This is a genomic window from Actinoplanes nipponensis, from assembly GCF_016862275.1.
Classification (GTDB): domain Bacteria; phylum Actinomycetota; class Actinomycetes; order Mycobacteriales; family Micromonosporaceae; genus Actinoplanes; species Actinoplanes nipponensis.
Genome location: NZ_BOMQ01000018.1, coordinates 101,820 through 116,267 on the forward strand (window position 1 = coordinate 101,820; position 14,448 = coordinate 116,267).

Annotated in this window: 13 protein-coding genes; 8 read left to right on the forward strand and 5 right to left on the reverse strand. The window is 74.1% G+C overall.

Features of this window, described 5'->3' with window-relative positions:
• Window positions 1-28 precede the first annotated feature (28 nt).
• Both Ani05nite_RS07675 and Ani05nite_RS07680 read right to left on the reverse strand, forming a co-directional pair.
• Window positions 29-313: a hypothetical protein gene (locus tag Ani05nite_RS07675; RefSeq protein ID WP_203766333.1), complete on the reverse strand. Its 285-nt coding sequence runs from the start codon at window positions 311-313 to the stop codon at window positions 29-31.
• A gap of 101 nt (window positions 314-414) precedes the next feature.
• Entirely contained in the window at window positions 415-891 is a 477-nt protein-coding gene (locus Ani05nite_RS07680; RefSeq protein WP_203766334.1) for a Crp/Fnr family transcriptional regulator, read from the reverse strand.
• A 206-nt stretch (window positions 892-1,097) separates the two neighbouring features.
• Here Ani05nite_RS07680 and Ani05nite_RS07685 point away from each other — a divergent pair, with 206 nt between their 5' ends.
• Window positions 1,098-1,772: a hypothetical protein gene (locus Ani05nite_RS07685; protein WP_203766336.1), complete on the forward strand. Its 675-nt coding sequence runs from the start codon at window positions 1,098-1,100 to the stop codon at window positions 1,770-1,772.
• 16 nt (window positions 1,773-1,788) lie between these two features.
• Here the strand turns inward: Ani05nite_RS07685 and Ani05nite_RS41785 are convergent, their stop codons facing one another.
• Both Ani05nite_RS41785 and Ani05nite_RS07695 read right to left on the reverse strand, forming a co-directional pair.
• Window positions 1,789-3,753, reverse strand: coding sequence for an ABC1 kinase family protein (locus tag Ani05nite_RS41785; protein WP_275410519.1), 1,965 nt, complete (start codon window positions 3,751-3,753; stop codon window positions 1,789-1,791).
• Between the two features lie 80 nt (window positions 3,754-3,833).
• Window positions 3,834-4,796, reverse strand: coding sequence for a DMT family transporter (locus Ani05nite_RS07695; RefSeq protein WP_203766338.1), 963 nt, complete (start codon window positions 4,794-4,796; stop codon window positions 3,834-3,836).
• 151 nt (window positions 4,797-4,947) lie between these two features.
• Here Ani05nite_RS07695 and Ani05nite_RS07700 point away from each other — a divergent pair, with 151 nt between their 5' ends.
• The 4 genes from Ani05nite_RS07700 to Ani05nite_RS07715 all read left to right on the forward strand — a co-directional run bounded on the left by Ani05nite_RS07700 (window position 4,948) and on the right by Ani05nite_RS07715 (window position 8,104).
• The gene (locus tag Ani05nite_RS07700; RefSeq protein WP_203766340.1) at window positions 4,948-5,955 is read left to right on the forward strand and encodes a magnesium transporter CorA family protein; all 1,008 of its coding nucleotides are present in this window, start codon (window positions 4,948-4,950) and stop codon (window positions 5,953-5,955) included.
• Between the two features lie 92 nt (window positions 5,956-6,047).
• A complete protein-coding gene (locus Ani05nite_RS07705; RefSeq protein ID WP_203766342.1) occupies window positions 6,048-6,986 on the forward strand; it encodes a ribose-phosphate diphosphokinase in 939 nt (312 codons plus the stop codon).
• Window positions 6,983-7,903 (forward strand): glycoside hydrolase family 88 protein, encoded by a 921-nt coding sequence (locus Ani05nite_RS07710; protein WP_203766344.1) that lies wholly within the window; start codon window positions 6,983-6,985, stop codon window positions 7,901-7,903. The genes Ani05nite_RS07705 and Ani05nite_RS07710 overlap by 4 nt, the downstream gene beginning before the upstream one ends.
• On the forward strand, window positions 7,904-8,104 hold the full coding sequence (locus Ani05nite_RS07715) for a hypothetical protein (protein WP_203766346.1): 201 nt from the start codon (window positions 7,904-7,906) through the stop codon (window positions 8,102-8,104). It begins immediately after the preceding gene.
• Here the strand turns inward: Ani05nite_RS07715 and Ani05nite_RS07720 are convergent.
• Window positions 8,089-10,155 carry a response regulator gene (locus tag Ani05nite_RS07720; RefSeq protein WP_239129460.1) on the reverse strand — a complete coding sequence of 689 codons (2,067 nt, stop codon included), beginning with the start codon at window positions 10,153-10,155 and terminating at the stop codon, window positions 8,089-8,091. The genes Ani05nite_RS07715 and Ani05nite_RS07720 overlap by 16 nt on opposite strands.
• A 316-nt stretch (window positions 10,156-10,471) precedes the next feature.
• On the opposite strand from Ani05nite_RS07720, the gene Ani05nite_RS07725 reads away from it, so the two are divergent.
• From Ani05nite_RS07725 to tuf, 3 genes are all read left to right on the forward strand, one after another.
• Complete coding sequence (locus Ani05nite_RS07725) at window positions 10,472-12,187, forward strand: serine/threonine-protein kinase (RefSeq protein ID WP_239129462.1); 1,716 nt, start codon at window positions 10,472-10,474, stop codon at window positions 12,185-12,187.
• Window positions 12,188-12,206: 19 nt separating this feature from the next.
• Window positions 12,207-12,989 (forward strand): L,D-transpeptidase family protein, encoded by a 783-nt coding sequence (locus Ani05nite_RS07730; protein ID WP_203766350.1) that lies wholly within the window; start codon window positions 12,207-12,209, stop codon window positions 12,987-12,989.
• A 250-nt stretch (window positions 12,990-13,239) separates the two neighbouring features.
• Entirely contained in the window at window positions 13,240-14,427 is a 1,188-nt protein-coding gene (gene tuf, locus Ani05nite_RS07735; protein ID WP_203766351.1) for an elongation factor Tu, read from the forward strand.
• The last annotated feature ends 21 nt before the right edge of the window (window positions 14,428-14,448 follow it).

Genomic DNA, 14,448 nt, shown 5'->3' on the forward strand with positions numbered 1-14,448 from the left:
GCCCGGGCTGAGAACCGCCGCGCCGCCGCTACGCCCCGGGACCGCGGTCGCGGGCGGCGATGGCGTCGGCGATGAAGGCGCGGAACCCGGCGAACTGGTCCGCGGTCATCTTCCAGCGGCGCCCGCCGGTGATGTCGTTCTCGCCGTACGCCCGCCCGAGCCGGACCTTGAAGCCGTCCCCGTGCGGCGTCGCGCTGATCCGCAGGTACGACACGTGGTACCGCAGGCTCTCCTCGACGCCGCTGTGGAAGATCTCCAGCACCCGGCCGTCCAGCACCATTATCTCGTCCTCGAGCGCGAACTCCGTTGCCATGTACCCACCTCGGTGTCGGTCGCCGGCCCTGGTGGCCGGGGACACGCCGGTGACGGTAGTCGCCCGCCCGCCCGCCCACCGGCCGCCGACGGCGGCGGCGGTCACAGGTCGCTGTGGTGGCCGGCGGCGCGCTGGCACTCCTGGAGCCGCTGGCGGGCGGACTGCAGCCGCTCGCCCATGACCCGCAGGAAGCGGCTGGTCAGCTCGAAGCCCAGGGCCGGGTCGCGCTGGCAGAGGGCCCGCACGAGCGGGCCGTTGAACGTCAGGGTGTGGGTCGTGCTGGTCGCCACGGCGCCGAAATGCCAGCGGTACGGCGGGAACAGCCACGACCAGCCCAGGACCGCGCCCGGCTTGAGGGTCTCCAGCACGAAGTTGTCGTAGCCGGGCACCTCGGCGTCGAGGTACACCCGGCCGTCGGTGATCAGCCAGAACTGTTCGGCCGGCGTGCCCTGCGCGAAGATCCGGTTGCCGGCGTGGAACATCGACCGGCTGGTCAGCGGGGCCAGCAGGCCGAGCTGGTGTTCGGTCAGGCCGGCCAGGAACGGCTGTTCGGCGAGCATCTCGACGGTGGTGAACACGGTCCCTCCCGGGTGATCAGGCGAGCGGCTGTCCATGAGCAGGGACCGTACGAGCGAACCGCGACCAGGGACCCACCCGCCAGGGCCTGGGGTCGGCCCGGGACGGGACCAACGGCCCGGGGCCACCGGGCGGACGGTGCGAAAGTCCCCGCGAGGCGTTCCCTCCTGCCCTGCCGGGGGCGGGCGGGAGGGTTCACCGTGAGGGCATGACAACTGGTACGCGCGGACTGCCGGCCCTCGGCGACGCGCTCGGCCCGGAGCCGTTGCGCGGGCGGGCGCTGTTCCGTGCGTGGTTCCCGGTGGTGACGGCGGCCGAGATGCTGGGCTTCGCCGTGCCGGCCCTGGTCGGTGCGCTGACCGCCGCGTCCCGGGCGTGGGTGTCCGTACCGGCGCTGTTGCTGGCCGGCGCGGTGGAGGGCGCGGTGCTGGGTGCCGGGCAGGCGGCCGTGCTGAGCCGGGCCGTGCCCGGATTGAGCCGCCGCCGCTGGGTGCTGGCCACCGCCGGCGGGGCCGTGGTGGCGTACGCGATCGGCCTGACCCCGTCGACGGCGGCGGACGCGATCTCCGGCTGGCCGCCGCTGCTGCTCGCGACGCTCGGCGCCGGGCTTGGGCTGGCGCTGCTGGCCACCATCGGGGTGGCCCAGTGGTGGGTGTTGCGCCGGCACGTGCCGCACGCGTACCGGTGGATCGTGGCCACCGGGCTGGCCTGGCTGGCCGGACTGGCCGTGTTCCTCGGCTTCGCGATGCCGCTGTGGCAACCGGGTCAGCCGCTGGCCCTGGTGCTCGCGATCGGCGTCGCGGGGGGACTGCTCATGGCCGCCGCGATGGCCGCGGTCACCGGGGCGGCCCTGCGGCGGCTACTCGCCGGCGCCGGCCGGTGAGCGGTGGGCGCGGCGGTCATCCGGCGCGGTCGTGGCGGAAGATGACCACCAGGACCCGCAGCACCAGGATCACCGCCACGATGAGCAGCGCGTAGCCCAGCACCGCGTACAACTCGATCGACGGTGTCAGGCGCGGGCCGCCGGGCAGGCCCAGCAGCAGCACCGCCATCAGGCCCGACGCCGAGCCGATCACCGCGAGCAGCACCTGGTGCAGCAGGCCGGTGACGTAGCGGCGGTCGCCGTGGTCGGCCAGCAGCCGCACGTTGACCGACAGCCGCCCGTGCTCGGCCGCGGCCAGGGCGCGGTCCACCCGGCGGGGGAGCCGGCGCAGCAGCGGGAGCAGGCTGATCAGCTCGTGTTCGGCGGTCCGGCGCAGCCGCTCGGGGGTCGCCGCCTCGGCCAGCCGCCGGCCGCCGGCCGCCCGGGCCTCGGCGATCAGGTCGAAGTCGGGGGCGATCAGGGTGAGCGTGCCCTCCAGCGTCGCGAACGCCCGGAACGCCGCGGCGACCTGGGGCGGGATCGCCAGCCGGTGGGCGATGACCAGCTTCAGCACGGCCGGGAAGGCGGCCAGCCCGGCCGTCGGGCCCGGCGCGGTGTAGCGCACCATCAGCGCGCCCAGGCCGCGTTCCAGCTCGCGCTCGTCGACCTCGGCCGGGCGGTCGACCAGCTCCAGCAGCGCGTCGGTGGCGGTCACCGAGTCGGAGCCGCCGAGCGCGGCCAGCAGCCGGCCGAGCGCGAGCCGGGTGGTGGCGTCCAGCCGGCCCACCGAGCCGAAGTCCAGCAGGCCCAGGTCGCCGGACGCGGTGAGCAGGATGTTGCCGGGGTGCAGGTCGACGTGGAACAGCCCGTACTGCAGCACCTGGCTCATCATGGCCTCGAGCAGCGTCGCGGCGATCTCCCGGCGCCGGCCGTCCGGCAGCGCGCCCAGCGCCGGCCCGGCGGCGCTGAGCGGCGTGCCGGTCAGCTTCTCCATCACCAGCAGCCGGGGGCCGCACAGCGGCGCGTGGGCGGCCGGCACCCGGATGCCGGCGGGCTGGGTCGTCGCCACCGCGGCGAGGTTCTCCAGCTCGATGCGGAAGTCGAGCTCCTCGCGCAGGGCGTCGGCGAAACCCTGGGCCAGGTCGCGCAGGCCCAGGGCGGCGCCCCACCGGGTCCGGGCCTCGAGGGTACGGGCCAGCCGGTGCAGGATGTCCAGGTCGCGGTCGACCACCTCGGCGATCCCGGGCCGCTGCACCTTGACCACCACCTCGGCGCCGTCGAGCAGGCGGGCCGCGTGCACCTGGGCGACCGAGGCGGCGGCCAGCGGCGCGGCCTCGACGTGCGCGAACACCTCCTCGACCGGGCGGCCCAGCTCGGCGCGCAGCACGGCCGTGATCTGCGCCCACGACACGGGCGCCGCCTGGTCCTGCAGCCGGGCCAGCTCCTCGGCGAACTCGCCGGGCAGCACGTCGCGGCGGGTGGACAGCTGCTGGCCCAGCTTGACGAAGGTCACCCCGCCGTCGTCCAGCGCCTGCCGCACCGACACCGCGAGCCGGCGCCGGGCCGCGACGGACTCCAGCCCGTCGTGGCGCTGCCCGCGCAGGAAGCGGCCGAGGCCGTGGCGTACGGCGATCCGGACGATCTGCCAGTAGCGCCGGGTCCGGGAGCGCTGGGCCCGCCAGCCCCGCCACAGCTCCAGCGGCCCGGGCAGCGAGCCGTCCGGGACGATGGCCTCCGCGACCACCAGCACGATCATCGAGAGCAGGCTGGCGCAGCACACCGCCAGCAGCATCAGCAGCAGGGCCGTGCCGGTGTCGGCCGGCTCGGGCCCGGCCAGCGCCAGCATGATCCGCCCGGCCACCCAGATCGCCAGCACCGCGGCCAGGCCGGTCCGGACCAGGCCGACGCGGACGCCGAGCAGCCGGCGGATGACGGCGCCGAAGGCGAGCACCGTCACGATCATGATGGGCACCACCAGGACGTGGGCGACCGCGGTCGGCACGGGCGGCTCCCTTCTACAGTTGAGGTCAGCGAGCTTGCCAGAGATCGGCCGCCGTCGGTGTCCCCCCGGGCGCCGCCCGCTCAGGCCCGGCCGGGGGCCAGCGCGGCCGGCCGGGCGTCGTCCGGCGCGTCCAGCGGCGCCGTGCTCGCCGTCCGGACCGCCGCGATGCCGCCGAGGATCAGCCCGCCGCCGACGAACTGCAGCGGGGTGAGCCGCTCGTCCAGCAGCAGCCAGGCGAGCAGGGCCGCGGAGACCACCTCGAGCAGGCCGAGGAACGACGCCAGCCGCGAGCCCAGGACGGCCGAGGCGGCGATGCCGGTCGCGTAGGCCGCGGCCGTGCCGACGACCGCGACGATGAGCAGCGGCAACCACCAGGGCACGGCCCGGCCGAACAGGGACAGGTCGCCGAACGCCGCGGAGACCGGCAGCAGCCCGGTCGCGCCGGCCAGCGCCAGGACCCCGCCGGCCAGCAGCAGGCCGGCGCCGGCCAGGGCGACCGGGGGCAGGCCGTCGGCCGGGCGGGCGGCGATCACGAAGTACGCCGCGCAGCCGACCGCGGCGCAGAAGGCGATCACCAGTCCCAGCGGGTCCACGGCGCGTACCGCGCCGGGCCCGATGACCAGCACCAGGCCGCCGACCGCGAGCACCGAGCCGAGCAGCACGGCCGGTCGCGGTACGCGGCGGGTGACCGCCCAGGCGTACGCGACCAGCAGCAGCGGCGCGAGGTACTCGATCAGCAGCGCGGTGGCCACCGGGATGCGCTGGATGGCGGCGAAGTAGGCGACCTGGGTGAACGCCACGCCGACCAGGCCCATGCCGAGCACCCGCCGCCGGGCCCGCCACAGGGCCGCCCAGCGTCCCCGCAACGACAGGAGCACGAACGGCAGCAGGACCAGGCCCGCGGTCAGCGCGCGGGCGGTGACGGCGGTGACCGGTGACCAGCCCGCCTCCAGCAGCGGCTTGATGAAGGCGCCGGAGGTGCTGAAGGCGACGGCGGAGATCAGCGCCGCGAGCAGGCCCGCGGACATCGACGACGACTTCATGCTGCTCCTCGGGCGGCCCGGTCATGAGCCAAAGAGTTCGACGAGCCTGACGCTAGGATCGGGTCGGTCAGGAGTCAAATCGCTTTCACCCCTGACAGGGCGGGGACGTCGCCGGTTACGCCGGGGGCGGTCCCGGGCATAGTGATCCGTTGTGACGGACACCCCAGCGCCGAACTGCTCCACCATCACCCGGCTGTACGAGGCCGGCAAGGTCGTGGCCGAGGGCTTCGACCCGCACGAGATCGGCGACCAGCTCGCCGAGCACCCCGACGCGGTGCTGTGGCTGGACCTCTTCGACCCCGACGAGAACGACCTGCGGATCGTCGCCGACGAGTTCGGGCTGCACCCGCTGGCCGTCGAGGACGCGGTGCACGACCTCCAGCGGCCCAAGCTCGACCGCTACCCCGGACACCTGTTCATGAACGTCTACGAGGTGCACGTCGAGGCCGGCGCCCCGCAGCCGGCGATGCGCCAGACCGAGATCAGCGCGTTCATCACCGAGCGGGCGCTGATCACCGTGCGCAAGTCGCCCAGCGACGTGAGCCGCCTCATCCGGCGCTGGGACGCCGACGCCGAGCTGGCGCCGGCCGGCGGCGTGGGGTTCCTCGTCTACGGGCTGCTCGACGTCGTCGTGGACGGCCAGTTCGCCGCCGCCCGCCGGCTCGACGAGGCCATGGACCGGACCGAGGACGACATGCTGGAGGAGGGCGGCGCGCCGCGCAGCGTCCGGCTGTACGGCTTCGGCCTGCGCAAGACGCTGGCGGCGCTGCGCCGGCCGGTCGCGCCGATGGCCGGGCTCATCGCCGATGTCATGCACTCCGACAGCCGGCTGGTCGACGAGCGCCTGGCGCCGTACTACCGCGATGTCGACGACCACGCCCGGCGGGCCACCGAGACCATCGACAGCGCCCGCGACCGGATCAACCACCTGCTCGAGGCCGATCTCAACGAGCAGAGCACCGCGCTCAACGACGTCACCCGCAAGCTCGCCGCCTGGGCCGCGATCATCGCCGTGCCGACCGCGCTCACCGGCTTCTTCGGACAGAACGTGCCGTACTGGGGATACGGCAAGTTCTGGGGCTTCCTGGTCAGCCTGGCCCTGATCGTCGGCACGGCCACCGGGCTCTACCTCTACCTCAAGCGCCGCGGGTGGCTGTGACGTCCGCGGAGATCCGCTCGTCCGAGGTACCTCCGCGCGCGGCGCGCAGGTCGGCCGAGGGGCGCCGCCGCGCAGCGCCTAGGGTGGTGCCCGTGCGTGACATCGCGGTGTTCACCGGGAGTGCCCACCCGGAGCTGGCAGCCGAGATCTGTGATCACCTGGGCGTGCCGTTGCTTCCCACCCGGACCTCCCGCTTCGCCAACGACTGCATAGAGGTGCAGCTGCAGGGCAACTGCCGGGAACGGGACGTCTTCCTGATCCAGCCCCTGGTGCCGCCCGTGCAGGAGAACCTGGTCGAGCTGCTGTTCATGCTCGACGCCGCGCGCGGGGCCTCGGCCGGGCGCATCACGGTGGTGCTGCCGCACTACGCGTACGCCCGCAGCGACAAGAAGGACGCGCCGCGCATCTCGATCGGCGGCCGGCTGGTCGCGGACCTGTTGCAGACGGCCGGCGCGCACCGCATCCTGGCCATGACCCTGCACTCCCCGCAGGTGCACGGCTTCTTCAGCGTGCCCGTGGACCACCTGCACGCCCTGCGCGAGCTCGCCCACCACTTCCGCGGCTACGACCTGAGCAACGCCGTCGTGGTCTCCCCGGACCTGGGCAACGCCAAGGAGGCCGCGGCGTTCGCCCGGCTGCTCGGCATCGAGGTGGCGGCCGGCGCCAAGCAGCGCTTCGCCGACGACAAGGTGGTGATCAGCTCGGTGATCGGGGAGGTGGCCGACCGGGACGTGATCGTCCTGGACGACGAGATCGCCAAGGGCAGCACCGTCTTCGAGCTGCTGGCCCGGCTGCGCGAGCGGCACGTCCGCAGCGTCCGGGTGGCCTGCACGCACGGGCTGTTCTCCGCGGACGCGGTGGCCCGGCTGTCCGCCGAGAAGGACATCGAGGAGATCGTCTGCACCAACACTGTGCCGATCCCGGCGCACCAGCACACCGACAAGCTGACCGTGCTCTCCGTGGCGCCCGCGCTGGCCGAGGCGATGCGCCGGATCCACAACGGCGAGTCGGTCAGCGCGCTGTTCGCATGAGCCGCGTCCTCGACGCGCTGCTGGCGATGCAACGGCAGTCGTGGGAGCAGGGCGTCGCCGCGCAGGCCGCGCTGGACCTGGGGCGCGACGACCTGGCTCGGCTGCTGGCCGAGGCGGCGGTGGTCCGGCAGGCGGCGGACGGCCGGCTGGGGGACGTGGACGAGCCGGGCGCGGTCAACGGGGCGGCCTGCGGGGAGGCGGTGCTGGCCGCTCACCGCCGTACCGGGGACGAGGTCTTCGCCGCCGCGGCCCGGCGGCAGCTCGCCTGGCTCGAGACCGGCGCGCCCCGGGCCGCCGACGGCACGCTGTTCCACATGATCGGCGCGCGCGAGATGTGGGCCGACACGGTCTACATGGTGCTGCCGTTCCTGGCCCTGTCGGGCCGGGGCGACCTGGCCCACCGGCAGCTGGAGGGGCACCGGCGGCGGCTGTGCCGCGACGGGCTGTACGCGGCGATCTGGTCGGAGGAGACGGGCACGCTGCGCCGCGCGGACCATTGGGGCGGCGGCAACGGCTGGGTGGTGGCCGGGATCGCGCGGACGCTGCGGCTGGTGCCGGAGCTGCCGTGGCGGGCCGGGTGGGCCGCGCACGCCCGGGAGGTGCTGGACGCCTGCCTGGCCCTGCGCCGGCCCGACGGGCTGTTCCACGACGTGCTGGACGACCCGGGCACGTTCCGGGAGACCAACGCCGCGCAGATGTTCTCCTACGCGGCCGCGGTCGGCGCGGCCGACGGCTGGCTGCCCGGCACCTACGCCGAGGTGGGCCGGGACCTGCTGGCCGCGGCGACCCGGGAGGTCGACGGGCACGGCCTGGTCCGCGGCGCCTGCGGCTCGCCCACCTTCGACCGCCCGGGCACCTCCGCGGAGGCGCAGGCCTTCCACCTGCTCGCCGCCCGGGCCCAGCCCGGGGGAGGCTGAGTGCGCGCCGCGGGCCTCCTGGTGCTGGGCCTGGGCCTCGGCCTGGCCGCCGGCTACCTGGCCGGCGACCGGTGGGGCTCACCCGCCGTGGTCTGGCTCGGCGTGGGCCTGATCGTGCTGGCGTCGGTCCTGCTGGGCGTGAGCCGCGGTGGACCGGCCCGCCGGCCGCCCGGCCGGCGGCCGGCTCAGCCCCCGGACTGAGGCACCGGCTGCGGGCCGCAGAGCGAGCGGATCGCGCCGAGCAGCGTCGAGCGGGTGAACGGCTTCTCCACCAGCATGCTGTTGGCGTCCAGGTGCAGCTGCGGGCCCAGCGAGGCCGCGGTGTACCCGGACATGTAGAGCACCGGCAGGTCCGGGTGGTGGGTGCGCAGCGCCGCGGCCAGCTCCGGCCCGGTCATCGCCGGCATCACCACGTCGGTGATCAGCAGGTCGGGCTGGGCGCCCGCGGCCACCTGGGTGACCGCCATGAGCGCGTCGGTGGCCACGGTGATCTCGTAGCCGGCCGGGGCGATCAGCCGCTGCACGAGCTGGGCCACCTCCGGCTGGTCCTCGACGATCAGCACCCGGCCGATGATCGACGGGGTGCTCTGCCGGTCCACCGCCGGGGTGGTCCGCTCCTCGGCCGCGGGCAGGTACAGGTGCACGGTCGTGCCCATCCGCGGCTGCGACTCCAGCGTGATGTGCCCGCCGATGCCCTGCACGACGCCGGCGGCGGTGGCCAGCCCCAGCCCGGCCGCGGTCGGCCGGGTGGTGAAGAACGGCTCCAGCGCGCGGCGGCGGGTCTCGTCGCTCATGCCGGTGCCGGTGTCCTGGATGACCATGTGCACCAGCCGGCCGGTCGGCGCCCCCTCGGCGAGCTGGCCCGGCTCGATGACCTCGTTGGTCGCCGCCACCCGCAGCATGCCGCCGTGCAGCATCGCGTCGCGGGCGTTGGCCGCCAGGTTGACCAGCGCCTGCTCCAGCGGGCCGCGCTCGGCGCGCACCGGCCAGACGTCCGGCCCGAACGCCAGGTCCAGCCCGATCCGCTCGCCGAGCGTGCGGCTGAACAGGCTCTGCACGTCGGTGAGCAGGTCCGGGATCGGGATGACCTCCGGCCGGTTGCCCTCGGTACGCCCGAACGCGAGCAGCTGGTGGGTCAGCGTGCGCCCGGTGCTGACCGCGTCCATGATGTCCTTGGCCATCTGGTGCTGCGGCGAGCCCTCGGCCGTGGTCGTCGCGATCATGTCGGCCGAGCCCTGCACGACCGTCATCAGGTTGTTGAAGTCGTGCGAGATGCCGCCGATGAGCTGGCTCATGCTGTCCAGCCGGCGCAGGTGGTCGAGCTGGCGCTTGAGCCCGCGGGCGTCGATGTGGTCGGTGGTGTCGGTGATCATGCACAGTACGCCGAGGTGCTGGGCGTGCTCGTCGACCAGCGGCATCATGCTCATCCGGACGCTGCGCTGCGAGCCGTCGGCGCGCATCAGCCGGGCGCCGCCGACCGTGGAGCGCCCGGCCCGGCACTCGGTCAGGCGGCGCATCAGCTCGTTCTGGCCCTGCTCGTCCAGGAAGCCGCGCAGCGACACCCCGACCAGCTGGTCGCGGGGCAGGCCGAGGACGACGCCGATCGGCTCGTTGGCGTACGTGGCCACGCCGTCGGTGTCCAGCTGGAGCACGCCCTCGGGGATGGTCTCCAGCACCCGGCGGTAGCGTTCCTCGCTGGCCCGCAGCCGCTCGATGGCCCGGGCCGAGGACAGCGCGAGCGACAGCTCACCGGCGATGTCGCGGGCCAGCTCGACGTCGGTCTCGGTGTAGACGGCGCCGGGGGTGGCCCGTACCAGCACCAGGTAGCCGGCATACGTGTTGTCCACGATCACCGGGCACAGCACGGCCGCGTGCACGACCGGCGGGTGGCCGCCCGGGTCGACGTACGCCTGGTGCCGCGGCCGGGGCAGCTCGGTGAGCGGCTCGGCGCCCTCGCCGGCCAGCACCACCGGGCGGCGGCTGGCGGCCAGGCCGGTGGAGAAGTCGTCGTCGGGCAGCTCGCCCTCGCGGTCGAGCAGTCGGGCGTACGGGCCGCGCAGCTCGTCGTCCGGGTGGTGGAAGGTCAGCGCGTCGTACCGGCCGTCGTCGCGCAGCAGTTGGATCCCGGCGCCGTCGCCGAGCATGTCCGCGGCGGCCTGAGCGGCGGTGGCGCAGACCGTCGCCGCATCCTGGGCTGCGCGGCTGAGCGCCAGGGCCAGGTCGGCCAGCGCGTATCGGAGGGGATAAGCCATGACACCCATGTCGTTCACTATCTGCAATCGCGCGCGCAGCCGTGGGCGTTTCCCGGCAAAGCAACCATCCGGCCGAGGATGTTCCCTTCCGTCCCAGGAGTCCGGCCCGGCTCACCGCGGGTCGAACGACGACGCGCGGCGATGGTGACGGGCGGCGCGGCACAACGTCGTGGGGTGCGAACTCCGACGCCTGCATTTGCCTTTTGATCCGGACAAAAAGCATCATTCCGCTCGGTTCGACGAAGGCTGGCCGAGCACCCTTTGCGGTTGATGTGCGGGACGGCAGCACCGCAGCGGCGGAAGGACACGACCACAGGTGGATCAGGATCGCACGGGCGGCGACGTACGCCCGGATTCCGACGGCGCGTCGACCCTCGATCTGAGCGGGCGGTGCGTCGGCAGTTCGTACATCCTCGTGCGGCCCATCGGGCAGGGGGCCACGGGCACGGTGTGGCGCGGCGTCGACCGGACCTCGGGGGAGCCGGTCGCCGTCAAGCTGCTGCACGAGAGCCTGCTGCGGCAGCCCAAGCTGGTCACCCGCTTCGTGCAGGAGCGCACGATCCTGCTGATGCTGCGGCACCGCAACGTGGTCCGGGTCCGTGACCTGTTCAGCGTGGGCGAGGCGCTGGCCCTGGTGATGGACCTGGTCCCGGGCGGCAGCCTGCGCGAGTACCTGCGCGAGCACCGCACCCTGGCGCCGGCCGCGGCCGCCCGGCTCGCCGGCCAGGTCGCGGCGGCGCTGGCCGAGGCGCACGAGCTGGGCATCGTCCACCGCGACCTCAAACCCGACAACATCCTGCTGCACCGTACGGACGGGGAGCTGGACACCCGCCTCACCGACTTCGGCATCGCCCGGGTGCTGAGCTCGCCCAGCCTCACCACCAGCCACGCCGTCGTCGGCACCCCGCACTACATGGCGCCCGAGTCCTTCCACAGCTCCACGGTCAGCCCCGCGGCCGACGTCTACGCGTTGGGCGTGCTGCTCTACGAGATGGTCTGCGGGCGGCCCCCGTACGACAGCGACACCGTGCACGACCTGATGGGCCTGCACCTGGCGGGCGGCCCGGAGCGCCCGCCCGGCGTACCGGACCCGCTCTGGGAGATCATCACCGGCTGCCTGGAGCAGAAGCCGCGGCTGCGGCCCACCGCGGGCGAGCTGATCGCCGAGCTCCACACCGTCGCCCGGGCCGCGGGGGACACGCCCGCGCTGCCGCCACCCGCCGCGCCGAGGCCCGCGCCGCCGGAGCAGCCGCGGACGCCGGATCCCGCGGCGCCCCGGCTGGCGCATCCCTCCCTGGCCGGGTTGCGGCTGCCCGCGCCCCGCCGGCGCAACCAGCCGGCGAGCTGGCGTTGGGGCCGCCCCTGGGCGACCATCGCGGTGGTCTCGGCCGCGATGCTCGCCTCCGGCGTGGCCACCACGGCCTGGCATCTGGTCCGCACGCCCGGGCCGCAGTCCCCGGCCCGCGCGGCGCAGCCGATGCTCCCGGCCGCGCAGCCCTCCGGCCCGGTCCTTCCCTCCCGCTCGGTGCCGGCCCCGCCGGCCACCGCGTCCGCCGGGCCCGACGCCGGCCGCCGGCGTCCCGTCGCCCCGGCGGTCGCGGCCCAGGCCCTGACCCCGGTCCGGCCGCCCCACCGCACCAGCCGCCCCCGCTCCCGGGTCCAGGAGGCCCAGCCGTACGGCCCGTACGCCTGCCGGCGGAGTTTCGGGATGGCCGGCTACACCCCGCTCGTGGTCAGCCCCTGCCAGTCGCTCGGCGCCCGGGTCCGGATCCGGGCCACGCTCACCGCCCCGGCCCCCGGCGAGGGGCGGATCACGGTCGCGCTGGTCGACGCCGGCACCGGGCGTACGGTCGGCGCCCCGAAGGTCTGCGCCGGCCTCACCTTCACCAAGGACACCCCGACCCGGCTGTGCGGGCCGATGACCGTCGGCCCGCCCCGCGGCCACCGCTACCAGGTGGTCATGTCGTGGAGGTTCGGCAGCGACCGGTACGGCGGCGGAAAGCTCGTCAGGGGCAGCGAGTTCGACTGGTGAGCGGTATCGTCCCGGGCTCATGCGAAGACTGCTCGCGGCCGGGATCGTGCTCGGCGCCGTCGCCGCCGGCCTGGGCGTGGTGCGCGCGTTGTCCGCCGAGGCCGCGGCGGTGCCCCCGTACCACCCGACCCGGCTGGCCAAGGTCGCCGACTCGCGCCAGGTGGTCGTCGTGGTCGGCCGGTCGCGGGGCTCGTCGTACTCGACCGTCTACACGTACCAGCTGGGTGCGGACGGCCGGACCTGGACGGCGAAGTTCCCCGCGATGGCCGCGCGCAACGGTTACGCCGGCTGGGCCTGGGCCGGCCAGCGGATCCAGGACTCCGGCACCACCCCGATGGGCACGTTCCGCATCACCGAGACCTTCGGCCTGAAGAACGGCCCGAGCACCAAAATGCCGTGGACCCGCGCTGACGCCAACGACTACTGGGTGGGCGACAACAAGGATCCGAAGACGTACAACATGTTCCAGCCGTCCGCGTCGAGCAAGCGCACCTGGCGCACCGGCGAGGCGGAACGGCTGGCGGCGTACCCCACGCAGTACGAGTTCGCCGCGGTCATCGACTACAACCGCCCGGCGCCCGCCTCGATCACCTGGGACGCCGCCCACGGCCAGTACGTCACCGGCCGGCCGGCCAACGTCAAGCGCGGCTCGGCCATCTTCCTGCACGTCAAGGGCTCCGGCTCGACGGCCGGCTGCGTGTCGCTGAGCCGCGCCGACGTGATCAAGGTGCTGCGGTGGCTCGACCCGGCGCAGCTGCCGCGCATCGTCATGGCGCCCACGGCCGACCTCGGCAAGGTGTGAAATAAGGTCGCCGGTTTCGGCGTTACCGCCTACCGTGATCCGCATGTTCGCGCCCGGTCTGCAGCTGCCCGCGGGGTTCGCCCCCGTGGTGGCTCCCGCGTGCGATACGCGAATCTGACCCTTCCCCAAGCAGCGGCAGAACCCGGGGAAGGGTAGCTGCGCGGTTCTGGCGCGCGTCCCTGGGCAAGGCTCGCGTTCCACCCTTCCGACCCGACCGTTTCTCGCATCCAGTGAGGACACTGAGAACATCATGGCCAAGAGCCAGTTCGTCCGGACCAAGCCCCACCTGAACATCGGCACGATGGGTCACGTCGACCACGGCAAGACGACCCTGACCGCCGCCATCACGAAGGTCCTCGCCGACCGCGACCCGGCCGCCAACCGGTTCGTCGCCTTCGAGGGCATCGACAAGGCGCCGGAGGAGGCGCTGCGCGGCATCACCATCACCATCTCCCACGTCGAGTACGAGACCGCGGCCCGGCACTACGCCCACGTCGACATGCCCGGCCACGCCGACTACGTGAAGAACATGATCACGGGGGCGGCGCAGGTGGACGGCGCGATCCTCGTCGTCTCGGCGCAGGACGGCGCCATGCCGCAGACCCGCGAGCACGTGCTGCTGGCCCGGCGGGTCGGGGTGCCGTACCTGGTCGTGGCGCTCAACAAGAGCGACGCGGTCGCCGACGAGGAGCTGCTCGACCTGGTCGAGCTGGAGGTGCGTGAGCTGCTGTCCGAGTACGGCTTCCCCGGCGACGAGGTGCCTCTGGTGCGCGTGAGCGCGCTGAAGGCCCTCGAGGGCGACCCGCGGTGGACGCAGTCCATCGTGGCCCTGCTCGACGCCGTGGACGCCTACGTGCCGGTGCCCGAGCGGGAGCTGGGCGAGCCGTTCCTGATGCCGATCGAGAACGTGCTCACCATCAGCGGCCGCGGCACCGTGGTCACCGGCAAGATCGAGCGCGGCACGCTGCGCGTCGGCGAGCCGGTCGAGGTCGTCGGCCTCGGCGAGACAATCAGCACGGTCGCCACCGGGCTGGAGACGTTCGGCAAGTCGCTGCCGACCGCGCAGGCCGGCGACAACGCGGCGATCCTGCTCCGCGGGATCAAGCGCGACCAGGTGCAGCGCGGGCAGGTCGTGGCGCTGCCGGGCAGCGTCACCCCGCACAAGACCTTCAAGGCGACCATGTACGCGCTGACGAAGGAGGAAGGTGGCCGGCACACGCCGTTCGTGGCGAACTACCGCCCGCAGTTCTTCTTCCGCACCACGGACGTGTCCGGGGCGATCGACCTCGGTGACCTGCCGATGGTCATGCCCGGTGACACGGCCGAGCTGACCGTGCACCTCGGCAAGGAGGTGGCGATGGACGTCGGCCTGGGCTTCGCGGTGCGCGAGGGCGGCCGTACGGTCGCCGCCGGCACGGTCAAGGAGCTGCTGGACTGACCGGGGACGGGGCCACTGGCG